Genomic DNA, 24,299 nt, shown 5'->3' with positions numbered 1-24,299 from the left:
TAGTTGTAAAATAGCAATGACGAAAAGCGACCCAAAGGCCTCATAGATGGAAACGATTAGCACCAAGAACCAAACAATTTGGTATGACCCTGAACTTCTGGCGCAAGTGCCGGAGGATGAGATGGTTCAGATCTTTGAGGCACAATACTGGCAGCAACGTGAGGCTATTTCAGGGAGTGCGCAGGGGCGTGGTACCACCTGGTTTATTCAACTTGATGGAATGCAAGCCGCGTTGCGTCACTATCGTCGTGGTGGGTTATTTGGCAAACTCGTTGAAGACCAATATCGTTTCTCGGATTGGGAAAGTACGCGCTGTGCGATGGAGCTTAATGTTCTCAAAGCATTGGCAAACGCAGGTGTGAATGTCCCTAGGCCTATTGCTGCTAGAGCAATTAAAAGCGGACTACTTTATCGAGCCGACTTAATGTCTGAACGAATTCCCAAAGCCAAGGACCTGGTTGATGTATTGGTCAATGGCCCGATAGATGCGGATGTTTATCGTCGAATTGGCCAAGAGATCCGCAAAATGCACGATGCTGGCGTTAATCACACTGATCTCAACATCCATAATATCCTGCTTGATGACTCGCAAAGGGTGTGGATCATTGACTTTGATAAGTGTGGCCAGCAGGCGGGTGATGGCTGGAAGGAAGGTAACTTGAATCGCTTAAAGCGCTCGTTTTTAAAGGAAGTGCACAAGCGCCAGATTCAGTGGCAGGTGTCAGATTGGGAGTATTTAGTTCAGGGCTACAAGGCAAATGAATAAAACTATTTGTTTTTTATAAATTTAGCAGGTACACCGCCGTAAACAGTATTTGAAGGTATATCTTTTGTGACTACACTATTGGCTCCAATGGCAACATTGCTACCGATTGTTACTCCTGGGAGGATTACAGTATTAGCTCCAATCCAGACCCCTTCGCCAATATCAATATTACCAAAATAGTTTTTTAGAGGACGTTGCGTGAAATCTTGTTGAGTTTCTGTTGATGAAGTGTACATTCTGACGTTGTGGCTAATACGAGTCCTTTTACCTATTTTTACTGTATAACCAGGCATCGCTTGTATTGCTGTGTTGTGGCCAACATAAGACTCAGCACCACCAATAATGTCGCCTTTTCCATAAAACCTAACGTGGCTTCGTTTCAAATCAAATGTACTATCAATAGAGTAGCGCCTTTTATATTTCGCTTCCTTCTCTTTGATATGTGCTTTCTCTAGTGCTCGAAATAGAGCAGAACCAATCATATAGAACATATAACCTCAAAAATTTAAAACCTGACCAAACTATAATCATTATTTCCTTTGCGTGCTACTAAGTAGGTTGGTTAAAAATTATAATATCTAAGGTTTTGCCTAGAGCCCCTCGGTTCTGCTCGACCACTTGATAAGCCGCTAAGCCTTTCTCTTTACGTAAGTTAGGTTGGGTGAACAGCTCTTTGAGTTGGTGTGCAATTTCATTGCTGTTTTGGCAAATAGTGACGGCTTGAGCTTCAAGCAGTTTGTCTGTGATCTCGCTGAAGTTAAAGTAACTAGGACCATTGAGTAAAGGTAACTGCAGGGCCGCAGGCTCTAGAAGATTGTGGCCACCGACCTTATCGCCCACAAGGCTTCCTCCCATAAAACAGACATCAGATCCGCCAAGTAATACCAACATTTCTCCCATCGTATCCGCAATATACACTTCAATATCAGAGGTGATTGGCTGCTGACTCATTCGAGTGATGGTGTTGAATTGGTGTTGTTTAGCCAGTTCCGTCACTTGGTTAAATCGCTCTGGGTGGCGAGGCACGATCATCAGTAGCGCACTAGGGTTGTCTTTAAGAAGTTGCCTATGAGCGTCTAAGATAATTTCATCTTCGCCTTGATGAGTGCTGGCAGCTATCCATACACAGCGTTCAAAGCCAATTTGTTCACGTAACGCTTTGCTTTTTGATACTTGTTCAGCTGAGATTTCAATATCAAACTTGATCGACCCAGTCACATGCACAGATGCTTTATCTAACCCTAATCGTATAAAACGCTCAGCATCACCTGGGTATTGGCAAAGTACTTGAGAGAGGTTTTTGGCTAAGAGGTCAAAAACGGATTGGAATTTAGCATAGCGCTGGCACGAGCGTTCTGATAGACGAGCGTTGAGTACTGAAATAGGAATCCCAGCTTTCGCGACGCAATGCAACGTGTTTGGCCAAAGCTCTGTTTCCATAATCAACATTTGCTTTGGTTTTACTGATTTAAGGAAGCCTCGTACACACCAAGAAAAATCAATCGGCATGTAGCGATGTTCGACCAAATCACCAAGCTTGTCTATTTGCTCAGCACCTGTGCTGGTTGTCGTGGTAACAATGATGGCTTGATTTGGATCTCGCAGCTTCAATTGTTTAATGACAGGCATCGCAGCAATAGATTCACCCACCGACACGGCATGAATCCAGATAGGGCTTTTACCTTGAGTTTGCGGTGTGATACCGAAATGTTCTTTCCAGCGCTTACCAAAATTTGGCTTTCCGGGTTTGCTCTTATAAAGCCCATAGAGAAGCAGTGGAGAGGCCAATGACAATATAAGAGTGTATATAAGTCGTATAAGCATAAGAACAGTGACACCAGAGGGTAAATTCAGTAATCAGAAGAGTATTTTCTTCAATCTCGAAAGTAAAGAGCGTTATAATTAAATGCTTAGTGACACTTTTAAACGGAAATGGTGAACTCTATCTCATCGCTTATTCAATCCTATCGTTTTTTGCTCTATGTCGAGCAAAACTACTCATTTGCTATCCTTCGTCCATTTTATAACTACGCGAAGCAACTTGGCCATGACGTAAAGTGGTTGCTCGTAGGTGAGGATGCTTCTGAACATCTTTTATTAGAGCAAGAGCAGCGTGTGTCTTTGGCGGAAGCTGTTGCCTATAATCCTTCTGCTGTATTAGTACCCGGAGATCGCGTTCCTGCTTTTATTCCAGGGTTGAAGGTGCAAGTGTTTCACGGTTTGAATGAGAGTAAACGAGGGAACTTATATCCTGAGCGTGGTCTATTTGATTTGTATTGCACAGAAGGCCATGAAAGAACGAGTTCATTGGAACCACTAGCTAAACAGCGCGGCTATTTTCAAGTAAAAGAGACCGGATGGTTGAAGCTAGATAGCTTGTTTAATTACCAAGCTAGCGAGAGCCGTTTTGAAAGACCTCAAATTCTATTCGCTTCCACTTTTTCGCCAAGCTTATCGTGTGCTGAATTGGTTTATGAAGAGCTTAAGTGCCTAAGCCAACTGAGCCAGTGGCAATGGTTGGTGACTCTTCATCCGAAAATGAATCAAGAGACGAGAACGAAATATCAAGCACTGGAAGGGGATAACCTTCTCTTTTTCGATAATGACCAAGTGATTGAAATGCAACATCGTGCTGATGTTATGGTGTGTGACAACTCATCGATATTTCAGGAATTCTTGTTGCTCAATAAGCCTGTTGTCACGGTAAATAATCGAGACCCTCAAGCGAGCTTTATTAATATAACGCAAGCGGAACAGTTAGAATCAGCAATTCAACAAGCGATGCTACCTGATGAAGAAAGAGATAACGCTATCGCTCATTATGGCCCGTCAATAACGCCATATTTAGATGGGCAATCCTCAGCGAGAGTTCTGAGTGCTATTACTGATGTGCTAGAAAGCGGCTGGCAAGATAACAAGCCAAAAAATTGGATTCGTAACTTTAAGATCCGTAAATCATTAAACTATTGGAAATTCTAGGGCTGAATAATGAGAAAACATACCCTGTCTGTCATTGTTATTACCAAGAATGAAGAAGACCGAATTGAAACTTGCCTTAAATCTGTTGTTGATATTGCCGATGAGCTGATTGTTTTAGACAGTGGCTCAACAGATGCAACAGTTGAAATATGCCAAAAATATACAGATAACGTGACAATCACTGATTGGCCTGGCTTTGGTAAGCAAAAGCAGCGAGCTCTAGATAAAGCGACATGTGATTGGGTGCTATCAATTGATGCTGACGAAGCTCTAGATAAAGAGATGAGTGATGCTCTTGTTGCACTATTAAAGCAAGATCAAATCAAACATACAGCGTATAAACTGCCTTGGGGAGTGACCCTTTATGGCACAACGCTCAAGTATGGCCGTAGCGCTCGCGCAGTCTTAAGATTGTTCAAGAGAGAAGGTTCTCGTTATACGCTTGATGAAGTTCACGAGACTGTCGTTCCTGAGCAAGGCTCTACAGGAGTATTGAAGGGTTTTCTTCTTCATTACACCCATCGTGATTATGGTCACGGCTTAGATAAAGCAGCGCAATATGCTTGGCTTGGATCTCAAAAATACCACCGTAAAGGCAAGAAGTCACACGGCTTATTCCTCGCTCTACTACGAGCTATATGGACGTTCTTCTTAGTGTATATTATCCGTCGTGGTTTTATGGATGGCAGTGTCGGTTTCATTATGGCTATGACTTACGCTCAAGTGAATTTCAATAAATACGTCGGTTTGTGGATTCTTGAAAATCGCTCAGAAGACCGTTCAACAGACCAAGCTAAATAGGAACCGATAGATGAAGATTTTAGTTTGTGCATCTTACTTACATGCATGGAACAGTTTGCGTCCAGAAGCTGCGATTTTTATCGAGCTAGCTAGTCAAGGGCATCAAGTGACGATCATGACTCAGGGAGAATCTGAGCACGTATCTAAGCTAGAAGAGCACGGTATCCGAGTAGTCGATGGTTACCCGAAGCGTAAAATTTGTTTTGATACCATTAAAAAGATCCGTCATGAGTTAAGAACGCATAATTACGACATCTGCTATGCTTTTAACTCTAAGACAATCCCCAATGCAGCTTTTGCGTGTATTGGTTTTGACGTTAAGTTGGTTGTTTATCGAGGTACTACAGGAGGGCTGTATCGACATGACCCAAGTGCTTACCTAACTCAGCTGCATCCTCGTGTAGATGGCATAGTTTGTGTTTCAGAAGCGGTTCGACAAGATGTGGTGAAGCGCGTTTGGAAGAACAAAGATAACGTTGTTACCATATACAAAGGGCATGAATTGGATTGGTATAAAGTACCACCAACTGAGCGCTCCGAGTTTGGTTTGAATGAAGATGATGTCGTCGCGATTACTGCAGCGCATGTAAGGCCAAGTAAAGGTATATCTGTTTTACTTGAGGCGACCAAATACATTACTGCACCGAACTTCCATTTGATCTTAGCGGGCAGCGGCTATGAGCCTCACTTTGATGAGATGAAAGTGAGCCCTATGAGTGAGCGAATTCACTACATTGGTCATCGTACTGACATCCCTTCGATCATGTGTATGGCAGATTTTCAAGTTCAGCCATCGACCAGCGGAGAAGGACTACCGCGTACGATTGTTGAAGCAATGGCAAATGGCACAACTTCTGTAGTTACGACCACTGGCGGTGCCCCTGAACTCGTTGTAGATGGTGAAACGGGTTATATCGTCCCTACGGGAGACGCAAAAGCTTTGGGTGAGGCAATGGACAAGCTCGCACAAGATAAGGCAAAGTGCACAACAATGAGCGAAGCGGCTAAGAATCGGCTAGATGAAAGCTTCAGTTCACGAGTGACGGTTAAGAAGCATCTAGAATTTTTTGAGAAGTTACTTAAGCAATAATATAAAGTGAGGAGGGCTATTTAGCCCTCTTTGTTTATAAAAAATTCGGCAAGCTCAAAATCTAATTGTTGGTCAATATCAAAAGAAACTCTATTTTCCATCACGTAGGCAAAGGATTCCTCTGTGTATCTAATTTCGCCGTATTCCTTAAACTTTCGAACATCAAAGATGTAAATAGCTCCATTGAATCGGAAGAAATCCCCGCAATCTTGAGATCGCTTTAATGCTTCTGGGCGAATAAAGTCTCCCATTGTGCCATCTTCTGGAAGCGTGTTAGCCCAAAGCGGTGGGTGTTCACATGGTGTAACGGAAATTACAGAGAAAGCCTGTTTTTCAATGAATAGATCCAATGCTTCATCGATATGTTGAGCTGTCCGCAACGGAGATGTTGGTTGAAGCAGTACAATTATATCTATGTCATTTCCAAACTGTTCTAACGTATAAGTTAGAACACTCTCTGTCGTCGCGGTATCTGATGCTAAGTGGTCAGGTCTTAGTTCTGGAACATCGATACCAAATCGGGAAGAGACATCCGCGATCTCCTTATCATCAGTGCTAACGAATATTTGATCGATATATTTACTGTTTTTCGCTGCATCAATTGACCACCCAATTAATGGTTTTCCAGCTAAAGGCAGCACGTTTTTTCTTGGTAGTCGTTTGCTGCCACCGCGGGCTGGGATAATCGCCAATACTTTTTTAGTGTGAATCATTAGAACATCTCTAAGCTATGGATATCAGCCTGCGCTCGATTGAAATCGTCCATGCGGCCAATATCTAACCAATACTCGTGGATTGGAAACATCAATACATTGTTGCGTGTATTCATATGTTGCTCTAACAACGTAGGCATATCTACACGATGGTTCTTTGGCACAGAATCAATGACTTGAGGCGAGACTACATAAATCCCAGCATTCACAAAAAAACGTTGTATTGGTTTTTCGACCATACTCGTTATTTTGTTCCCTTCCCCATTTATCACACCGTAAGGGATTTGATAGTCGTATTCACGGACACACATTGTTGCATCAGCGTTATTGTCTATATGAAACTCTAACAAGCGTTGAAAATCTACCTTTGTTAGAACATCTCCATTAATCATAATGAGAGGCAGGTCTTTAGGTAGGTTATCAGGTAATAAGCCTAATGCGCCACCGGTTCCTAGCGGTTCATTCTCATGGACATAGGTGATGTTAATGCCTAAATCACTACCATCGCCAAAGTGGTTTTGAATTTGCTCGGGCATATAATGCGTAGAGATATAAAAGTTAACGAAACCCGCTTTAGTAAAGCTTCGTATCACCGTTTCAAGAATTGGTTTATCACCGATCTTTAGCATTGGCTTAGGGCAATTGTCTGTAAGAGGTTTTAGGCGGGTACCAAAGCCGCCAGCCATAATAAAGACAGGGTTTTTCACCAAAGGTTGACTTAATATATCCTGAAGCGTCTCTAAACCAACGACAACCCCACTCTCACTCACTAACGGAATTGACAAAATACCTTTTAGTTCCATCAATTCAATAAGCTGTTCTCTTGAGGTTCCAAGAGTTGCCGTGATTGGAGATGTATTCATAACTGTCGATATTTCATCGTTTAATGAGAGTTTATTCAATAAACCTCTACGAATATCTCCATCAGTCACAACGCCGATGAGGCAACCTTTGTCATTGATGACCAGAACAACACGTAATGCTTCTTTATCAAGAATATCCAGCGCATCTAGAATTGTTGATGACGGTACTAGCTGCACATTTTTCCAATCATGACTCATAGGCAATCACCAGTCCACTTTACATATTTATTTATTTTTATCGGTTCGATTTCTAATTTTTCTTGATTCATTTCTCAAATTTCTTTATCAAATCACATATACGCTTGATGTCTTCCGTCGTGTAGCGACTATCTAGCGGTAATGACAGAATAGTGTCACACAGTGAACTCGGCGCTTGCCTGCTTTTTGGCCAATGAACAGCTAAAAAGATAGAATGCCCCATCAATGCCTTTCGAACTTTATCGCGATTCACTAATGATAATGGCAAGAAAGATGGGAAGTTTGCATTAATGTCTATGAACTGCTCTGAATCGAGCGCCGCTTTAGCAACTCTCAAGTTCTCAACTCGGGCTTTCTGTTCATTTCGGTAATGAAGGGAAAACTGACAAGCTAAGAATACACTTCTGTCTTCTGGCTCATACACTCCAGAACATTCATCAAGTAAGCTCTCCGCACTGGAAAAGAGTGATAGGTAATCACTCTCTTTTCCCACTGAAGCATTAAGGTATTGATATTTAGCAGATTTAGCTTTGTACTTAAGAGTAGAAAAATCAGGTAATCGCTCTTTGCGTAGTTCTGTTAGTGGTGTACTCGACACTAACTGGCTAAAGTCAGCTACAGCTGTAATTTTTCTTAAACTATTGAAGTAGCACCATGGCACTTCAGCAGGAATTTTAGGCGCTTCAATACCAAACACGTCATCGATAATGAGTGGTGTATCCGTGCTTTTAATTAGCTTGTCGAAGGAGTGACTCTCGTGGCCAAAATACTTCACGAGATATATGGCACTGATGCTTCCCAGTTCGTTGGGCAGTTCAAATTCAAAATCTTCTCGAACCTGATAAAATTGTACATCAATATTAAATTCAAGTAAGACATCAACAACTATCTGACACACGAAATCCGGAACAAGAACCTTCTTTCGTTGAAGAGACATAGAGCGAATAGCCCACCTTAATGATGAGCGTCCACTATTGGTTACACCATAGAAAAGACCTTCACTCTCAAGTTCTTGCTCTCCGCCGACCATTTTAGGTTCAGTACTTAACATCATAAAATTGCTTTGTTTTTAAACTGCTTAGTTCAACGGTTTTAAGAGTTTGCACCACTTTTTCAGAGCTATTTCCACGCCCGTAAGGATTCACGATATGCTTTAAAGATACCATAAACTCCGGAGTATAAACCTCAGCTAATGCCGAAGTGAGATCAGCCTTGTTTACACTAACATCAATTGTGCTATTGGCTTTCACACGCCCTTTTTGACGGTTACCAATGTTAATAGTTGCGAGTTTGAACGACGGAGCTTCCACGATACCACTCGAAGAGTTTCCTACTACAGCATCCATATACTGCAACGCTGACAAATAACGAAGTTGTCCTAGAGAGGTAAATGCAATCGCTTTCTCAGTGTTTTCAGCGACATACTTATCTATCATCTTATTTATCAATCGACCACCTACGTCAGCATTCGCCTTAGTGAAGATGACTAACGTATGCTCCAAAGTGTCTAATGCACTAAGGATCTCTCGAAAATCTCTTTCGACTTCTGCGATATCTTGTGTAGTTTCAGGGTGATAAGTGAAAAGTAAATTCCGCTCTTTTAATTTACAAGATATGGAGTTTTCAAACTCATCTTTCGACATCAACTGCATACGAAGTAAGTTATCAAGGCCGACTTCTCCGACGGTGAATACACGTTCTGGCAGCTCACCCATCTGAATAACTCGAGTGGAATACTCATCCATCGCAGTAAAGTGTAGTTGGGATAACTTAGTAATGGCATGACGAATTAATTCATCGATTGCACCTTCGGTAAGCTCTCCACCACTCAAGTGCGCAACGGGAATACGGGCAATATTTGCCGCAGAAACGATAGGGACCAGTTCATAACGATCCCCTAATACGACAACAATATCGGGCTTTAACTCATCAAACGCCTCTGAAAAGCTGATTTGCGCAAGGCCCATGCTCTTACTAACTCCAACCGGAGTATCCGAGGAAAGAAGGATTTCTACTGTCTTATTCACGACAAATCCATCATCAAGAATTTGCTGATTCGTTAAACCAAACTCTGGAGATAGATGACTACCTGTTGAGATTAGTTGAAGCTCAAGTACTGAATCATTTTGAATATCTTCAAGTAAACACTTTAACAATCCGTATTCAGCTCTTGTCGCCGTGACTACACATATCTTACGCATCAGATCAGTTCCCCAACTTGGTAATCTTTCTTCGCTATTGAATCAACGACTTCATCCCATCGAGTTGGAGAAATACCGTTACCTGGGCGCTTGATTTCAAGCATCTCTGCTGAGATAACTTGTCCGGCAGAAATCGCCTTACCTGCAATAATGCTCTTTCTTACAATATCGCGGTTCGCTTTTTCCGTTTTGGTTGGTACTTTCCAACCAGATCCCATCGCTTTTTCTATGTTGCGAATAGCGGTTACCATATCCGACAGCTCATGAGGTTCTAGACTTGCTTTGTGGTCTGGACCTTCCATTTTGTTGTCTAGAGTAAAATGCTTCTCGATAACTTTTGCCCCAATAGCCACTGCGGCAATTGGGATTTCAATACCTAAGGTATGATCTGAGTACCCAACGGTAACGCCAGGGAATGCTTTCTGAATCGTTAACATTGCTGTTAAGTTTACGTCTTCTGGTGATGTCGGATAGTCTGTAGTGGCGTGAAGTACTGTAATATCTGCAAGTGATAAACCGGCTTCAACAAGCGTGTTGATCGCATGCTCCACTTCATATAAGTAACCCATCCCAGTAGAGAGAATTACGGGCTTTTTAAAACCAGCAATATGACGTAGGAACGGCGTATTAGTTAACTCCCCGGAGCCAATTTTGAAGACGTCTTGTAGTTCATTAAGGAACGTTGCGCTCTGTTCTTCATCAGGTGTCGACATAAAGGTGATCGCTCTCGCGTCACAGTATGCTTTTAAGTCAGCAAAATCATCGTAGCTCAATTCAAGACGTTTGAGCATTTCAAACTGAGTTTCTTCTCGTTGAGTATTCTCCACTTGATACTCAGCCATTTGAGCATCTTCAGTGACGAGCAACTCCGTTTTCCAAGTTTGGAACTTTACAGCATCAACCCCAGCCTCTACCGCTGCATCAATCAACTTCTTAGCTAGACCAATGTCACCATTATGATTGACACCCGCTTCTGCGATAATAAAAATATTGTTTGTCATAGTTACCTCTAAGCTCGGTATAACTGGAATAATTTCGGAGTAGTAGAATCTTTACTTTGATCAATCCACATTTGATTCAACATCTGGCGCTTTTCGGGTAAGAAATCTAACCCCGCAATATAAAATGGCATCGTTAAAGGAGAGAATTTCGACTTAAACTTGAACAAACTGTCGTCAGGAGAAGATGTTCGACCTCCACCTAGCATCATGTAACGACAACCTTGGCTTTTAGCATGCTCAAAAGCGGCATCAAGTAGCAAATAATTGCCATTTTCCTTAGCGATGTCCTGATTATTGGCAGACAAGTGGTAATGCGCGAGTTCTTTACCACACATGAAAAAGCCCACTGAAGCATATGTACTTTCTTTCTTTGTGGCGAGTAAAGACACACCATCTAAAGCATTCAAATCATTGAAGTAGTTTTCTTGGAAGTAAAAAAAGTCACTGGCTGAGTTTTTATTCATTGTTTCGTAGTACATCTCCATAAAATCAGAGAGTTGTACTGATGTTGTATCGACAGATAAGTTTTTCTCAGCTCTCTTAACGATGTTTCTTGTTGTTTTTGAGTATGATTTTCGGCGCTCTTCTGTGTTCTTTTCTAGGTCAACAATAACGACTTGGCGCTCAGGGAAATGCATGTCAAATAACGACGGCATTTCACCGACAGTATTAAAAGGGTGAAAACGGATGAACTCGCACACAATGTTCTGAGCTTTGCAATGCTCTCTGTAAGCACTAAATGCACGCTGTAAAAATAACGTATCTGAAGAGTTAGAAATTGGACCTCCGTAACCGTAAGGTGTTTCTAAGTCATACAACTCTTCGCTGATGGTCTGCCCTGCAACACTTCGGATTGGACGTTTTAAAGCACTAAACCAAACATAAGAGCTATCCTCACCATACTGAAATTCAAAATGTTCACCATCGCCTTCATATAGCGCAGAGTATTCTCGCTGGTAGTATATGTCTGACGGCAAATCTGTAATGGTAATATTCGTCATCATTCAGCTCTAAGAATTGGAGTACTAGGTAAATTAACCAAATGCGCTTCAATAAACTCAGACTGAGTTAGATCGCCACACATGGCATTTTCAAACATTGGTAAACGATGCATTAACTTCCAGATTGGGCGAGTCATGACACCAGCAGCATTCGTTTCCTGCAATATATGTTCACGAAATTCAACATCAGGACAAATAATGGCATTCAACCAATAGTTGGATTTAGCGTACTTGGGCTCGACAACAAACTTAATGTCAGTGCCTTCAAACAGGCTTATGTATTGATTAGCAAGACTGCGTTTTTGAATAAGGTATTGCTCAATCACTTCCATCTGCGCACAACCAAGCGCTGCATTCAGATTTGGCATGCGGTAGTTAAAACCTGGCTCATCATGGAAAAATTCATAAGGATGAGGCACTTTCGCTGTCGTAGTGACATGCTTGGTTCGTGCTCCTAGTTCTTGAGTTTTACATAGAACCATACCGCCACCACCAGTGGTAATGATTTTGTTGCCATTGAAGCTGACTGCACTCACATCACCAATAGTACCGGTGTGCTTACCTTTATAGAAAGAACCTAGGCTTTCTGCTGCATCTTCTACTAAAACAAGATTCCAGTTCAGGCAAACTGCAACCAGCTCATCAAGCTCTACAGGGTGGCCAAAGGTATGCATAGGGACAACCGCTTTAATTCGTTTGCCTGTATTCTTGTGAATACACCCCGTATTGGTTACTTCAGCATGCTCACTTAAGAATGCATCTACAGCTTTAGGGCATAGGCCTAAGCTCACAGGAGAAACATCCACAAAAATAGGCTCGGCACCCATATGATAAAGAGCGTTACAAGTTGCAACGAAAGTCAGAGCTTGTGTAATAACAAGGTCTCCTCGTTGAACATCAGCCATGTACAAGGCCGCATGTAATGCTGCAGTACCATTGACTGTCGCTACCGCTTTAGCCGCACCTGTATACGCTTCAATCTTTCGCTCAAAATCATCAACAAATTTACCAACGCTAGAAACAAAAGTACTTTCAATCGTTTCCATAACATAGGCTTTTTCGTTGCCATTAAACGTTGGTGCGTGCAACGGAATGAATTCATTAGTTTTATAAGTATCTCTAACAAATTCAACAATAGATGTCGCTTTCATTACTTACTCCGCTTACATCTTACTATCGAGGTATTTACCCGTTTCTTTGTGTCCAAAATCAGGGATCATGGTAAAGAAGAGTTTTACAATTTGATCCTTAGTCCAAGCTTTCTCGCCTTTCATCGCTAAAATGCTGTCTTCGAATAAGGTTAGTAATTCTTGGTCATAAAGTGGGTCGTTTTTAATGATTCCAAGATTTGCAAATCGAGACATGTCCAACTCTTCTTTATCCGTGAAAAACTCTTCAAAGTCTTTCTCACCCGTTGTATCGCTAGCTGTGAACAAACATGGCCACTTTCCTTGTTCAGGAAGTGTATGAGCCAATTGTCGAGCTTCTTCTTCTGTTTCACACAGATGAGGCTCGTAGCCAAGTTGCTCTAAATATTTCACGGCAATATCAGCAAACGAAATAAGATGAAGTGCTTCACTCAACTTAGGAAAAAAAATGTCACGATTTTCACCAAAGATACAAGACATTAGACATAGCTCACCTGACTCTTGAGGGGTCACGAAGTAACGCTTGATATCGTTTGGAGCCACGATAGGTTGGCGTTTTTGAATACGCTGATTGAAACCATGCAGTAGTGAACCATCTGAGAACGCAACATTGGCAAAGCGCGCTGTTGAGATAGTCATTTGTTCACTTTTACGCATTAGGAACATCTCCATAATACGCTTTGATGCGCCCATCATATTGACTGGGTTCGCTGCTTTGTCTGTTGATACACAGAAATACTTTTTAGCGCCAGCATCAATAGACTGTTGAATGGTTTTATCTGTATTAAACACGTTTACATCGATCATTCGCATCAATGTATAGGGATCTTTCTCGCTTCGAACATGCTTAAGTGCTGATAGGTTCAACACATAATCAAACTTACCATCTGCTTTGATGAACGCGTCATACTCGAGAGAGCCAATATCTAAGGCAAATGTTTGGAAATCACCATCGATGTACCCAAATGAGCTGCGAATATCACGAACCAGTTCAACCATGTTGTTTTCGCTAATATCAACAACATGCAGCTTCTTCGGGCTACGTTTAAAAATTTCTTTAGTTACAGATTGGCCAATTGAGCCTGCTCCACCTAAAACAAGAAAGCTAGATTTTGATATTATGTCTGCTAGTTCATTGTGATGCTGTTTTATATCAGAATTGAACAGCATCTCCGTACGACCGATTAGTGATAAGGCATTAGTCATCGAGTTACTCTTTATGTTGAACTTAATTGGATAATTAATTTAGGTAATTATAATTCAAATTTTTGTAAAACTTGCTTAATCCTGAGGTCTAATTCTGCAGGGTTTTTCTCAAAGCTTACAATTGTATCGATTGTTTCGGCTATTTCTTCTTGTTTCAATATCTGAAAAACGTCACAGTATTCTTCCAGCCCCATACCAACGGATGAGAATAACGACACAATCCCAATCTTCTTATCGGACAACATCAGGAATAGCTCAACCGGAAGCTTAGGTGGTAATTGCTCAACACCTTCAAAGAATTTGTTGTAATCGTCTTTTGGCTCTGATGGGTGGAGTTTTAAAACAACATTATAACCTGCATTGACTGCCTGTTTATAAATGTTTTGATAAACTTTTTTGACAAAGTTTATATCTTTGAATCGTAAATTGTTTTCTTTAGATGTTGGTTGAGTGGCGAGAATTATAGTTCTTTTTTCGTGTGTGTAACTATCGACTTGGAATATTTTTGATAATAGGTCTGTCGCATATGTTGATTGTGAAATATTAAGCTTTTGTACTTTTCTATGTATTTGTGATGGTGATTTATCGGGTGAAAGAAGGTGAATTTCTAGACACTCATTTTTCTCTCCCATGATCATTGTCTTTGAATGGTAGCCCTTTAATTTTCTAAATATTTTTTTTATTGGACTATGAATAGGTATTTCAATATAGTTTCTCATTCCATCTTCAATCATCTTATAGTTGGGAACCAGTAATCTAAACAATCTAGACATTTTATTGTCATCATTGAAAACAAAAAGTTCATAACTAACTAAATCTAGAAATATTTTTTCTTCATAGGCATTAATATATGAAATTAATGTTCTCTTTAGAAAGTCAGGGATACGAAAGCCTAGTATAGATGACTTGAGTATAAACTTGCCAATTAGACCTTTTTGTTTTATTACGGATGTTAATTCATCTCTACTAGCCAATACAATTTTAATATTGCTTGGCAAGTTAGATGTATTTATAAGTGTAGAGGGAATACTTTGGTAGTCATTAAACAATACAATAGTTGAATTTTTATTTGACTCAACAGCATGAAAAACACTTAGCATGACATGCCTTACCGTAGAGCACATATATAGATTTGAAATGTCATCTGCCATAGTTACCTCGATCGACTGCGTGTCAATTTGTATGCATAAGAGCATTCTAACTTCATAAAGTTCATTGTTTTTTTATACTGATTTTGAATTTTATATTATGTAGATGACGCTGAATGGTTTCGTTTAAATTGAACCACTCACGCTTAAATTTCTTGAAGAAGCTTCTTGTTCTGGTGCGCTTTTCATATCCGATATCAGAATCAAACTTTGGGTCATTCGTTAAGCAGGGTACCGCAGTGCCATAGCACTCAACATCGTTTTGCCAGAATCGATCCATGTAAATATCTACTGCCATATACCATTCTTTTGAGTGTTTAAGGAATTTTTTCGCCCCTGAAGGTCTTAAGAAATAGGCTGTTGCACTCATGTGTCCTTTAGTGAACTTATGAATGCTGGTAGATTTAGCTCCGAACACTTCGTAAGAATCATATTTACGACGCTTATTTCTAAATAATCGAATGCACTCTACAGATTCTGGTATAGCTCGGGTATCTTGAATGAAATTAATAAATGCCTCTTTAAATAAAAGAGCGTCATCTTCAATTACGATTATTGGCTGATTGAGTTCAACACACTTTTCCCATAATAAAAAATGGCTTGCATAGCACCCTAGTTGTCCTGCATTAAGTGTCTTTGCTCGGTATGTTTGACTTAAGTCATCATTGTAACGATTGAGTAACGGGTGAGGAGGTGATGTTCTGCCATCCACGGCAGAAAATAGCTCGAAAGGAAGGGATAGCTCGTCTAATTGACGACTAATGTTCTCTTTTCTCTCTGTGGAAGATTCTAAATTTATGACAAAGATTTTAGTCATTGGAAACTCTCTTACATCTTGAGCAAATAGGAAACAATAGTAACAAGAATAGTATTAAAGGTTGCGGGTGATTGAGCGGTACATCAGACAGTGATGCTATGAATATCACTGATACAATACTAAGAACTAGCATTTCTTTACGTGTTGATAGTTTATGACTAATTATCACTGGATATATCATCAGTGCAATTAACATAATTAACCCAACAATCCCAGACTTTATAAATTTGTCTAAAAATTGGTTGTGATAGTGTGTTGGGTTAAATTCATATAACGAGGAAGATATTTTTCCGTCATCATAGAGTTGTTTTATTTCTAATTGATGCTTATCGCCACTGCCTAGTATGATATTGTCTTTTATTAAACTTGGAGCTGCTAACCACATTTGAAATCTTAATCCTATGGAATTATTTAACTCACCAGACTCTATTTGATGTATCTCTGATTGAGTTTTTTTAATTGTTAACTCTATATTGTCTTTTAGTAATGTTAAAGATCCAATAGATACTATTAATATAGGAATAATCAGATTGGTTATTGTTTTTTTTGTGAGATTTTTATGTGATATATGGCGTAAAGATACTAAAGTTATAGAAAAAACAAGAGCTAACCACACTCCTCGCGATTCGCTTGTTATTAAAGGGTAAATAACAAGTAGTAAAGATAGTGTGCATATCAATCTTTCTTTAATATCAGAACTTGATAATATTAATGAGTATGCTATAGAACCAATTATTGCACATATAGTTGCGTATGGAATTGGGTTTATATATCCAGAAAATCTACTGTAACCTAAAATTTGATGGTAATAAAAACTATTTAAAAATAGAACTAAGCTGCCTGTGAATAATAATGAAATTAGCAGGTTGTTTTTTATTTCTTTCAGAGGGTAAAAAGCTAGAAATATAGATGTAACGATTAACGCCCTCATTTCTCTAGAGCTTGCACCGTGAGTGTAATAACTGAATATACTATATGATGTTACTAATATAACAATAATTAGATATGGATTATACAAGCGATCTTTTAGGTTGATATTGTTGATTTTAGAAAAAAACAAGCTAGCCAAAGAGCCAATGATTAGAAATATAGCCATTTTCTTATCACCATTCGGAATGATTAGCATGCCCGAAAAAGCAAAAAAGTAAGGAGCAAGTATAAGGGTTTTAAGAATGTTTTTATATAAATTCATATTATGAGTACGGGTTTACATTACTGTCCGGACGAGTCTTAAGAAGTCTCAAGATCCACATATATTGTTCTGGGTTCTTACTCACGTAATCTTCAATGCATTGATTCATCATGCGAGCGTCTTGCTCTTCGCTTCCTGTTGGGAAGGGTAGTGCAGGGTGAAAATCCAACGTGTATTGGCCGGTCTTGCTATCGTATTGAGCAAACAAAGGAACGATTTTGGCCTTACTAAGTTTTGAGAGGCGGCCGAGGCCTGAAATTGTTGCTTTTTGAGTCGCGAAGAAATCGATGAAGACACTATGTTCACGACCAAGATCTTCATCAGGGAGATAGTAACCCAGGTACCCATCACGTACTGACTTGATGAAAGGCTTGATGCCTCCGCTACGGTCGTAAACACGACCACCATATTGCACGCGCTGTCGGTGCATTAGCCAGTCACTGAGTTTGTTTTTTTGTGCTTTCGCCATCGCAGACACAGGTAAATTGCGTGATGCTAATAATACCGCGGGGATATCGATAGCCCATGTGTGTGGCACCAGCAAGATCACATTCTCGCCACTGTCCGTAATATCGGTTAGGTTGCTCAAGCCGTTAATCGAGGTATTGCTCTCTAACCAATCTTTGCTCTTTAGTGTCAGTGAAGCAAAGCCCATCAAAAACGATATAGATGTAACGTATGACTGATAAAGAGTTTCTTCGCGCTGATCCACAGATTGCTCAGGAAAGCACATCTCAAGGTTTACGCGAGCTCGGCGGTTAGCCTTATTCTTGATTTTTACAGCTTGCTTAGCCATAAATTTAGCGAGTGCTAAACGAATGCTATTAGGTAAGAAGCAGACTAAAGACGATAACAGAACAGCAATCCAAGTGCCCCAGTATTTAGGTGCTAGAAATCCCCATTCAAACTCAGGATTGTAAGCTTTTGGATCAAAATCATTGCGTTGTGTGGTCATTCGTTCACTACATTATTTAAATCAGAGAGTTAACTTTATATCGGTCACTCGGGGAATGATTATGTTTACTAGATTATCTAATAATGCACCACAAAAATAGGATGTACTAATAGTCTTAATCTGAAATATAAAGCTTACAGCTATGCGTTTACGAGCTTCATGTACTCAGCGACGCCATCTGCCACTGTTTTAAACTCGATATCGCAACCTGTATTGCGAAGCTTGGTTAAGTCAGCTTGAGTAAACTCTTGATAAGCGCCTTTCAAATGCTCAGGGAAAGGAATCGTTTCAATTTCGCCTTTACCATGGTGCTTGATGACTGCTTTTGCGACTTCTTCAAAAGACTCTGCGTTACCTGTACCTAGGTTGAAAATACCTGAAACACCGTTTTCTAGAAACCATAGGTTTACTGCTGCTACATCACCAACATATACAAAATCACGCTTGAAGGTTTCACTACCGGCGAACAACTTGGGGTTTTCACCGGCGTTCATTTGGTTGTTTAGGTGAAATGCTACCGATGCCATACTGCCTTTGTGTTGCTCGCGTGGACCATAAACATTGAAGTAACGGAAGCCAACGATTTGTGGAAGCGTTTCGTTATGCGCTGCAGCATCCGCGGTTAATCGGCGAACGTAGTTATCAAATTGTTGTTTTGAATAGCCGTAGACATTCAATGCTCCTTCGTACTCTCGCTCTTCAATGAAAGTATCGGTTTCACCGTAAGTCGCAGCTGAAGATGCATACAAGAAAGGGATTTCACGCTCAACACAGTAATGAAGTAGCTCTTTTGAGTACTCATAGTTGTTAAGCATCATGTATTTGCCGTCCCACTCAGTGGTAGCAGAGCATGCACCTTCATGGAAAATAGCTTCAATATGACCGAAATCATCACCAGCCATAACTTGAGTTAGAAAATCATCACGATCCATGTAATCAGTGATGTCTAGGTCTACAAGGTTCTTAAATTTCTTACCATCTTTTAAGTTGTCGACGACCAGAATATCGTTGTGGCCCGCTTCATTTAGCGCCTTAACAATATTGCTGCCAATCATGCCAGCACCACCAGTTACGATAATCATAATTTCTAACTCTTTTGAATAAAAAACTGTCACGAGTATAGCAAGGAATGGATAAAGCGGGCTAGTGGAATAATTCCCCAACCAGAGTATGATACGGCAAGCTAAGTTATAAATTATGTTGAGTTAATTACTCAAAACTATAGGTATTATCATGAAGATTGCAGTAGCCGGTACTGGGTATGTAGGTCTATCAAACGCAATGCTGTTAGCACAACATCATGAAGTAGTCGCGGTAGATATCATCGATGAAAAAGTGACAATGCTGAATAATAAGCAGTCGCCGATTGTAGATAATGAGATTGAGCACTTTCTATTAACTAAGACGCTGAATTTCAGGGCGACAACAGATAAAGCGGCTTACAAAGATGCTGAGTTTGTCATCATTGCTACTCCAACCGATTATGATCCAAAAAATAATTATTTTGATACCAGTTCTGTAGAATCGGTCATTAAAGACGTCATGGATATCAATCCAAATGCTGTCATGGTGATCAAATCAACGGTGCCTGTTGGTTATACTGAGCGCGTTAAGCAAGAACTGAACTGTGAAAACGTTATGTTCTCACCTGAGTTTTTACGCGAAGGCAAAGCCCTGTACGATAACCTACACCCATCACGTATTATCGTTGGTGAGTGCTCTGAACGCGCTAAAGTGTTTGCTAATCTTCTTGTTGAAGGTGCAGAAAAAGAGAATATCGACGTGCTATTTACTAATTCCATAGAAGCGGAAGCGGTAAAACTATTCTCAAATACCTACCTAGCGATGCGTGTTTCTTATTTCAATGAGCTCGATTCTTACGCCGAAGCGCACGGCTTGGATTCTCGTCAGATCATCGAAGGCGTTGGTTTAGATCCTCGAATTGGCAATCACTATAATAACCCTTCATTTGGCTATGGTGGTTACTGCTTACCGAAAGATACCAAACAGCTGTTAGCTAACTATCAAGATGTACCTAACAATATTGTGGGTGCCATTGTCGATGCTAACCGCACTCGCAAAGATTTTATCGCGGACTCAATTATCAAACGCTCACCTAAAATTGTTGGTATTTATCGTTTGATCATGAAGGCTGGTTCGGACAACTTCCGTGCTTCTTCGATTCAAGGCATCATGAAGCGTTTGAAAGCTAAAGGTATTGAAGTGGTCGTATTCGAACCTGTGTTAGAGGAAGAGCATTTCTTTAACTCGAAGGTTTATTCTGACCTAGAAGAGTTCAAAGCCGTATCAGATGTGATTGTATCTAACAGAATGGTAGAAGAGATCGCTGACGTTGCAGATAAGGTTTACACGCGAGACCTCTTTGGCAGTGATTAATCTGGTTCTAGTTTAGCTAATGCTAATTAGACCAGATGTTAACAGCTCGATCTATCCGTTTAGTGGCGATATACTGAACCTCTAAACGGATAGGGATACTAATAACTAATGAAAACACGTGACAAGATTGTTTACGCTGCTCTAGAGCTTTTTAATGAGCACGGCGAGCGTAGTATTACGACCAATCATATTGCTGAACATATTGAGATTAGCCCTGGCAACCTCTACTACCACTTCCGCAACAAACAAGAAATTGTCCGTGATATCTTTACTCTCTATTCAACAGAGTTGCTCGAACGGTTTACACCAATCCAAGGACAACAAGAAAGTCTCACGCTACTAAAGCGCTACTTAGATTCTATTTTCACACTGATGTGGAAGTACCGATTCTTCTATGCGAATCTGCCTGAAATATTGTCACGTGATGAAAAACTCCACCTTGATTACATGGCCGTACAAGAAAAGTTGCAAACCAACCTTGTCGATATTATGAGAGCCTTTGTTGAGTTGAACTTGCTTAAAGCAACGGATTCGGAAATGAAATCGATGGTCACTTCTCTTCACTTGATCGCATCGGGTTGGTTAGCTTATCAGTCTGCGATGTCTCCTAAAGCTCAAATTACTGAGCAAGTTGTTCATCAAGGAATGCTGCAGATGATCGCGACTGTGAAGCCCATTGCGACTGCCCAAGGTTTTGAGCAGCTGACACTGTTGGAAGATGGTGTAAGGGCGTTGAACTCTAAGTAGAAAGATACGAGTAATGAAGATCGGGAAAGAGCAGATTCGAGTAACGGGATACGAGTAAACGAAAAGTTTAAAAGCAGATGCGAGTAACCGAGATTCGAGATACGAAGAGCGGTGGTTACTCATTAATACGATTACTGCACTCGCTTTCTAAAGCTCTTGGTTAGCGTTATTCGTATCGATGTCTTCATCACGCATTGTAAATAGCGACGTCACTCCCTACAGCGAGGTACGAGCGCGATAGGGAATCTTTGTGGTGTGGTGAATTAAACATGACAAATAATATATGAGACTGAGATTCCAGATATTTCGTTCCTCAATTCTGGAATGACGAGGTTTTGTAAGTGACTAGTTAAAGGCCTCTTAACTCTTTTGGGTTGCTCAAGATTAATTAGCACCTTTTCCTCGAACCTACTCTTAACCTTTCTGTCTCTGGAACATTCGCCCCCGATTCTGCTTTAAGCTCTTCGCATCTCGGTTCCCCGCATCCCGCATCTGATTTTAAGCTCTTCGTATCTCGGTTACTCGCATCCCGCGTCTGCTTTTAAGCTCTTCGCATCTCGGTTACTCGCATCCCGCATCTGCTTTTAAGCTCTTCGAATCTCGTTTACTCGAATCCCGTATCTGTTTTTAAGATCTACGCATTCCGTATCTGCTCTTACCTAACTAACCAACTCTTCGGATTCTGAGCTTGGCTGTTTCTGCGAATTTCAAAGTACAGTGATGGGCGAGTTTGGCCGCCAGTGTCACCAGCAAGTGCGATGGCTTCACCCGCTTTAACCTTGTCACCTTCTTTCTTTAAAAGTGCTTGGTTAAAGCCATAGAGCGTCATATCGCCTTTACCATGGTCAAGCAGTACCACTAAACCATAACCTCGCAGATACTCGGCAAAGACCACCGTGCCTGAGTAAACGGATTTTACTTGCTGACCGTACTTGGCGTTGATCACCATGCCTTTCCAGTTAATTTGGCCCGTTTGGCGTGAACCATAGTTATGTAGCACCTTATCTTTGATTGGCCAAGGCAGTTTACCTTTACGTTTGGCTAACCCATCCATAGGGATTGCATTACGTCTCTCGCGAGCCGCTTTCTCTGCTTTCGCTATTTCAGCTTTCAGGCGAGTTTCATTTCGCTGAAGCTCCGCCAAGTAATTCTTATCGCCCGAGATGTTTTTCTTGATGCTGCCAACGGTTTTCTTACGCTGCGTTTGAGTCTTAGATAGCTTGTCGCGCTTGGTGGTTTGCTGTTTTAGCAGTGTTGCTATCTGTTCTTGCTCAAGTTGACGCTGTTTGTGGCTTTCTTCTAATTCAAGTTGCGTCTGTTCAATCGTTTTGATTGTTGCGGAGCGAGCTTTGGCAAGGTGTTGGTAATAGTGGCTGATGCGATCTTCTTCCACACCTGTGTTGAGGATGTGAGAAGAAGCTTTAGCTCGACTAGTCATGTAGTAAGTCTGAATCAGTTGCTCTAACTTATCGGTATGGACTTTTTTCTGAGCCGTAAGCGATTTAATCTTGGTGTCTAAGCTGGCAATATTTGCATTGGCCGTATTGAGTTGCCTTTTACTGTCTAGAATCACTCTTTCAAGCGAAGCGATGGATAGCTCTTGTTTCTTGAGGCTTGCTTGCAGGCTATCGAGCTTTTTCTGCTGTGAGGATAGGTTTTTTTGTTGGCGAGATATTTCACTCGACACGCCTTTCAGTTCCCCCTGAGAGGCGGCAAATGACGATGTAGATAAAAGAGCAGCGCAAAGGCTAGCAGATACTAGAAGAGTCCGGCTAATGGCTCGAATTTGTTTCATCATTATCGTCATTTAGTTGTATTCATCTGCTCTTGATTTTTCGAATTTCACTGAATCGAATCCCGCATCTGCTCTTAGTCTTTTCGCATCTCGGTTACTCGAATCCCGCATCTGCTCTTAGTCTTTTCGCATCTCGGTTACTCGTATCCCGCATCTGCTCTTAGTCTTTTTGCATTTCGGTTACTCGTATCCCGAACCTGCTCTTAGTCTTTTCGTATTAGGTTACTCGAACCCCGAACCTGCTTTTAGTCTTTTCGTATCTCGGTTACTCGAATCCCGCATCTGCTTTTAAGCTCTTCGCATCTCGGTTACTCGAATCCCGAACCTGCTTTTAAGCTTTTCGCATCTCGGTTACTCGCATCCCGTATCTGCTCTTAGTCTTTTCGTATCACGGTTACGCGATTCCCGCATCTGCTCTTAAATCCCATCACCATGGATGAAATTTTGCGAGCGACCGTTGAACCCTTGATCCATATCTAAAGAGGGTTTGTCTGTTTTCGGTTTACCGACAATTTTTGCAGGAACCCCAGCGACTGTCGTATGAGGTGGCACGGCTTGTAGAACCACAGAGCAAGAGCCAATCTTAGCACCTTCGCCCACTTCAATATTACCGAGGATTTTAGCGCCGGCACCAATCATTACACCTTCGCGGATTTTAGGGTGACGATCGCCACCTTCTTTACCTGTACCACCAAGGGTCACGTCTTGAAGAATCGATACATCATTTTCAACGACGGCGGTTTCACCAATTACAATGCCTGTCGCGTGGTCGAGCATGATAGCTTTACCGATACGAGCTGCTGGGTGAATATCCACTTGGCAAGCAACCGAGATTTGGTTTTGTAGGTAAGTGGCAAGTGCGATACGGCCTTGCTTCCACAACCAGTTAGCCACTCGGTAGCCTTGCAGAGCGTGGTAGCCTTTCAGGTAAAGCAGAGGCATCGAGTACATCTCGACCGCAGGATCTCGATTTACCGTCGCGCAAATATCACAAGCGGCAGCATCAATAATCGATTGGTCCTGTTTGAATGCTTGTTCAACCACTTCACGCACTGCCATTGCTGGCATTGAAGCTGTTTTTAGCTTGTTTGCTAGGATGTAACTGAGCGCAGCGCCTAAACTTTCATGGTTGATGATCGTGGCATGATAAAAACTCGCAAGCATAGGTTCTTGCTCCGACTGCTGTCGAGCTTCTTTCACAATGCATTGCCAAACTTTTTGTTGTTCACAGTGTTTCATTTTACCATCCATTCCTTTAAACCAGATACTTGTAGCGAGATG

Annotated in this window: 23 protein-coding genes; 6 read left to right on the top strand and 17 right to left on the bottom strand. The window is 41.1% G+C overall.

Going from position 1 to position 24,299, the window contains the following annotated elements; genetic code table 11:
• Window positions 1–46 precede the first annotated feature (46 nt).
• Entirely contained in the window at window positions 47–766 is a 720-nt protein-coding gene (locus CWO27_RS11885; RefSeq protein WP_102432187.1) for a 3-deoxy-D-manno-octulosonic acid kinase, read from the top strand.
• Between the two features lie 2 nt (window positions 767–768).
• On the opposite strand, the gene CWO27_RS11880 is transcribed toward CWO27_RS11885, so the two are convergent.
• Together CWO27_RS11880 and waaA are read right to left on the bottom strand one after the other, a co-directional pair.
• Window positions 769–1,248: an acyltransferase gene (locus CWO27_RS11880; RefSeq protein WP_240698005.1), complete on the bottom strand. Its 480-nt coding sequence runs from the start codon at window positions 1,246–1,248 to the stop codon at window positions 769–771.
• A 67-nt stretch (window positions 1,249–1,315) separates the two neighbouring features.
• A complete protein-coding gene (gene waaA, locus CWO27_RS11875; protein ID WP_102432185.1) occupies window positions 1,316–2,590 on the bottom strand; it encodes a lipid IV(A) 3-deoxy-D-manno-octulosonic acid transferase in 1,275 nt (424 codons plus the stop codon).
• Window positions 2,591–2,698: 108 nt separating this feature from the next.
• Between waaA and CWO27_RS11870 the strand changes: the two genes are divergently transcribed.
• Genes CWO27_RS11870 through CWO27_RS11860 form a run of 3 tightly spaced genes read left to right on the top strand, consistent with a single transcriptional unit; the run spans window position 2,699 to window position 5,636 of the window.
• Entirely contained in the window at window positions 2,699–3,745 is a 1,047-nt protein-coding gene (locus tag CWO27_RS11870; RefSeq protein WP_107899016.1) for a CDP-glycerol glycerophosphotransferase family protein, read from the top strand.
• A 9-nt stretch (window positions 3,746–3,754) separates the two neighbouring features.
• Entirely contained in the window at window positions 3,755–4,546 is a 792-nt protein-coding gene (locus tag CWO27_RS11865; protein ID WP_102432183.1) for a glycosyltransferase family 2 protein, read from the top strand.
• Window positions 4,547–4,556: 10 nt separating this feature from the next.
• Window positions 4,557–5,636, top strand: a complete 1,080-nt coding sequence (locus CWO27_RS11860; RefSeq protein WP_107899015.1) for a glycosyltransferase family 4 protein — start codon at window positions 4,557–4,559, stop codon at window positions 5,634–5,636.
• A 20-nt stretch (window positions 5,637–5,656) separates the two neighbouring features.
• Here CWO27_RS11860 and CWO27_RS11855 read toward each other — a convergent pair whose 3' ends face one another.
• The 13 genes from CWO27_RS11855 to rfaD all read right to left on the bottom strand — a co-directional run bounded on the left by CWO27_RS11855 (window position 5,657) and on the right by rfaD (window position 19,161).
• On the bottom strand, window positions 5,657–6,349 hold the full coding sequence (locus CWO27_RS11855; RefSeq protein ID WP_102432181.1) for an acylneuraminate cytidylyltransferase family protein: 693 nt from the start codon (window positions 6,347–6,349) through the stop codon (window positions 5,657–5,659).
• A complete protein-coding gene (locus CWO27_RS11850) occupies window positions 6,349–7,410 on the bottom strand; it encodes a nucleotidyltransferase family protein (RefSeq protein WP_102479810.1) in 1,062 nt (353 codons plus the stop codon). Before CWO27_RS11850 ends, CWO27_RS11855 begins: the two co-directional genes overlap by 1 nt.
• 67 nt (window positions 7,411–7,477) lie before the next feature.
• Window positions 7,478–8,464, bottom strand: a complete 987-nt coding sequence (locus CWO27_RS11845) for a pyridoxal phosphate-dependent transferase (protein ID WP_102432179.1) — start codon at window positions 8,462–8,464, stop codon at window positions 7,478–7,480.
• Window positions 8,448–9,611 (bottom strand): UDP-N-acetylglucosamine 2-epimerase, encoded by a 1,164-nt coding sequence (gene neuC / locus CWO27_RS11840; protein ID WP_107899014.1) that lies wholly within the window; start codon window positions 9,609–9,611, stop codon window positions 8,448–8,450. The genes CWO27_RS11845 and neuC overlap by 17 nt, the downstream gene beginning before the upstream one ends.
• Window positions 9,611–10,612, bottom strand: coding sequence for an N-acetylneuraminate synthase (neuB, locus tag CWO27_RS11835; RefSeq protein WP_102432177.1), 1,002 nt, complete (start codon window positions 10,610–10,612; stop codon window positions 9,611–9,613). Before neuB ends, neuC begins: the two co-directional genes overlap by 1 nt.
• A gap of 8 nt (window positions 10,613–10,620) precedes the next feature.
• Window positions 10,621–11,613, bottom strand: coding sequence for a GNAT family N-acetyltransferase (locus CWO27_RS11830; protein WP_102432176.1), 993 nt, complete (start codon window positions 11,611–11,613; stop codon window positions 10,621–10,623).
• Window positions 11,613–12,764 (bottom strand): LegC family aminotransferase, encoded by a 1,152-nt coding sequence (locus CWO27_RS11825; protein ID WP_102432175.1) that lies wholly within the window; start codon window positions 12,762–12,764, stop codon window positions 11,613–11,615. Before CWO27_RS11825 ends, CWO27_RS11830 begins: the two co-directional genes overlap by 1 nt.
• A gap of 12 nt (window positions 12,765–12,776) precedes the next feature.
• A complete protein-coding gene (locus CWO27_RS11820) occupies window positions 12,777–13,967 on the bottom strand; it encodes a UDP-N-acetylglucosamine 4,6-dehydratase (RefSeq protein WP_102479816.1) in 1,191 nt (396 codons plus the stop codon).
• 47 nt (window positions 13,968–14,014) lie between these two features.
• Window positions 14,015–15,118 carry a polysialyltransferase family glycosyltransferase gene (locus CWO27_RS11815; RefSeq protein WP_102460930.1) on the bottom strand — a complete coding sequence of 368 codons (1,104 nt, stop codon included), beginning with the start codon at window positions 15,116–15,118 and terminating at the stop codon, window positions 14,015–14,017.
• Window positions 15,119–15,179: 61 nt separating this feature from the next.
• On the bottom strand, window positions 15,180–15,932 hold the full coding sequence (locus CWO27_RS11810; RefSeq protein WP_102431738.1) for a glycosyltransferase family 25 protein: 753 nt from the start codon (window positions 15,930–15,932) through the stop codon (window positions 15,180–15,182).
• Entirely contained in the window at window positions 15,925–17,124 is a 1,200-nt protein-coding gene (locus CWO27_RS11805; RefSeq protein WP_102460923.1) for an O-antigen ligase family protein, read from the bottom strand. Before CWO27_RS11805 ends, CWO27_RS11810 begins: the two co-directional genes overlap by 8 nt.
• Window position 17,125: 1 nt before the next feature.
• Complete coding sequence (lpxM, locus tag CWO27_RS11800; protein ID WP_102432358.1) at window positions 17,126–18,079, bottom strand: lauroyl-Kdo(2)-lipid IV(A) myristoyltransferase; 954 nt, start codon at window positions 18,077–18,079, stop codon at window positions 17,126–17,128.
• A gap of 140 nt (window positions 18,080–18,219) precedes the next feature.
• Window positions 18,220–19,161, bottom strand: a complete 942-nt coding sequence (gene rfaD / locus CWO27_RS11795; RefSeq protein ID WP_102432359.1) for an ADP-glyceromanno-heptose 6-epimerase — start codon at window positions 19,159–19,161, stop codon at window positions 18,220–18,222.
• Between the two features lie 151 nt (window positions 19,162–19,312).
• Here rfaD and CWO27_RS11790 point away from each other — a divergent pair, with 151 nt between their 5' ends.
• Together CWO27_RS11790 and CWO27_RS11785 are read left to right on the top strand one after the other, a co-directional pair.
• Window positions 19,313–20,476, top strand: a complete 1,164-nt coding sequence (locus CWO27_RS11790; protein WP_102432360.1) for a nucleotide sugar dehydrogenase — start codon at window positions 19,313–19,315, stop codon at window positions 20,474–20,476.
• Window positions 20,477–20,584: 108 nt separating this feature from the next.
• The gene (locus CWO27_RS11785) at window positions 20,585–21,223 is read left to right on the top strand and encodes a TetR/AcrR family transcriptional regulator (RefSeq protein ID WP_055320036.1); all 639 of its coding nucleotides are present in this window, start codon (window positions 20,585–20,587) and stop codon (window positions 21,221–21,223) included.
• Between the two features lie 655 nt (window positions 21,224–21,878).
• Here the strand turns inward: CWO27_RS11785 and CWO27_RS11780 are convergent.
• Both CWO27_RS11780 and cysE read right to left on the bottom strand, forming a co-directional pair.
• Window positions 21,879–23,030 (bottom strand): murein hydrolase activator EnvC family protein, encoded by a 1,152-nt coding sequence (locus CWO27_RS11780; RefSeq protein ID WP_107899013.1) that lies wholly within the window; start codon window positions 23,028–23,030, stop codon window positions 21,879–21,881.
• 405 nt (window positions 23,031–23,435) lie between these two features.
• Window positions 23,436–24,257: a serine O-acetyltransferase gene (gene cysE, locus CWO27_RS11775; protein WP_009847961.1), complete on the bottom strand. Its 822-nt coding sequence runs from the start codon at window positions 24,255–24,257 to the stop codon at window positions 23,436–23,438.
• Between the last annotated feature and the right edge of the window lie 42 nt (window positions 24,258–24,299).

Origin of the sequence: Vibrio sp. 10N.286.51.C3, assembly GCF_003050065.1 — a bacterium.
Taxonomy (GTDB): domain Bacteria; phylum Pseudomonadota; class Gammaproteobacteria; order Enterobacterales; family Vibrionaceae; genus Vibrio; species Vibrio crassostreae.
Note: the sequence above shows the minus strand (reverse complement) of the source record. Positions and strands in the feature narration are given on the sequence as shown.

Coding starts and splice junctions, on each gene's coding strand:
- CWO27_RS11885 (WP_102432187.1), top strand. CDS start 47: ATGGAAACGATTAGCACCAAGAACCAAACAATTTGGTATGACCCTGAA.
- CWO27_RS11880 (WP_240698005.1), bottom strand. CDS start 1,248: ATGATTGGTTCTGCTCTATTTCGAGCACTAGAGAAAGCACATATCAAA.
- waaA (WP_102432185.1), bottom strand. CDS start 2,590: ATGCTTATACGACTTATATACACTCTTATATTGTCATTGGCCTCTCCA.
- CWO27_RS11870 (WP_107899016.1), top strand. CDS start 2,699: ATGGTGAACTCTATCTCATCGCTTATTCAATCCTATCGTTTTTTGCTC.
- CWO27_RS11865 (WP_102432183.1), top strand. CDS start 3,755: ATGAGAAAACATACCCTGTCTGTCATTGTTATTACCAAGAATGAAGAA.
- CWO27_RS11860 (WP_107899015.1), top strand. CDS start 4,557: ATGAAGATTTTAGTTTGTGCATCTTACTTACATGCATGGAACAGTTTG.
- CWO27_RS11855 (WP_102432181.1), bottom strand. CDS start 6,349: ATGATTCACACTAAAAAAGTATTGGCGATTATCCCAGCCCGCGGTGGC.
- CWO27_RS11850 (WP_102479810.1), bottom strand. CDS start 7,410: ATGAGTCATGATTGGAAAAATGTGCAGCTAGTACCGTCATCAACAATT.
- CWO27_RS11845 (WP_102432179.1), bottom strand. CDS start 8,464: ATGATGTTAAGTACTGAACCTAAAATGGTCGGCGGAGAGCAAGAACTT.
- neuC (WP_107899014.1), bottom strand. CDS start 9,611: ATGCGTAAGATATGTGTAGTCACGGCGACAAGAGCTGAATACGGATTG.
- neuB (WP_102432177.1), bottom strand. CDS start 10,612: ATGACAAACAATATTTTTATTATCGCAGAAGCGGGTGTCAATCATAAT.
- CWO27_RS11830 (WP_102432176.1), bottom strand. CDS start 11,613: ATGACGAATATTACCATTACAGATTTGCCGTCAGACATATACTACCAG.
- CWO27_RS11825 (WP_102432175.1), bottom strand. CDS start 12,764: ATGAAAGCGACATCTATTGTTGAATTTGTTAGAGATACTTATAAAACT.
- CWO27_RS11820 (WP_102479816.1), bottom strand. CDS start 13,967: ATGACTAATGCCTTATCACTAATCGGTCGTACGGAGATGCTGTTCAAT.
- CWO27_RS11815 (WP_102460930.1), bottom strand. CDS start 15,118: ATGGCAGATGACATTTCAAATCTATATATGTGCTCTACGGTAAGGCAT.
- CWO27_RS11810 (WP_102431738.1), bottom strand. CDS start 15,932: ATGACTAAAATCTTTGTCATAAATTTAGAATCTTCCACAGAGAGAAAA.
- CWO27_RS11805 (WP_102460923.1), bottom strand. CDS start 17,124: ATGAATTTATATAAAAACATTCTTAAAACCCTTATACTTGCTCCTTAC.
- lpxM (WP_102432358.1), bottom strand. CDS start 18,079: ATGACCACACAACGCAATGATTTTGATCCAAAAGCTTACAATCCTGAG.
- rfaD (WP_102432359.1), bottom strand. CDS start 19,161: ATGATTATCGTAACTGGTGGTGCTGGCATGATTGGCAGCAATATTGTT.
- CWO27_RS11790 (WP_102432360.1), top strand. CDS start 19,313: ATGAAGATTGCAGTAGCCGGTACTGGGTATGTAGGTCTATCAAACGCA.
- CWO27_RS11785 (WP_055320036.1), top strand. CDS start 20,585: ATGAAAACACGTGACAAGATTGTTTACGCTGCTCTAGAGCTTTTTAAT.
- CWO27_RS11780 (WP_107899013.1), bottom strand. CDS start 23,030: ATGACGATAATGATGAAACAAATTCGAGCCATTAGCCGGACTCTTCTA.
- cysE (WP_009847961.1), bottom strand. CDS start 24,257: ATGAAACACTGTGAACAACAAAAAGTTTGGCAATGCATTGTGAAAGAA.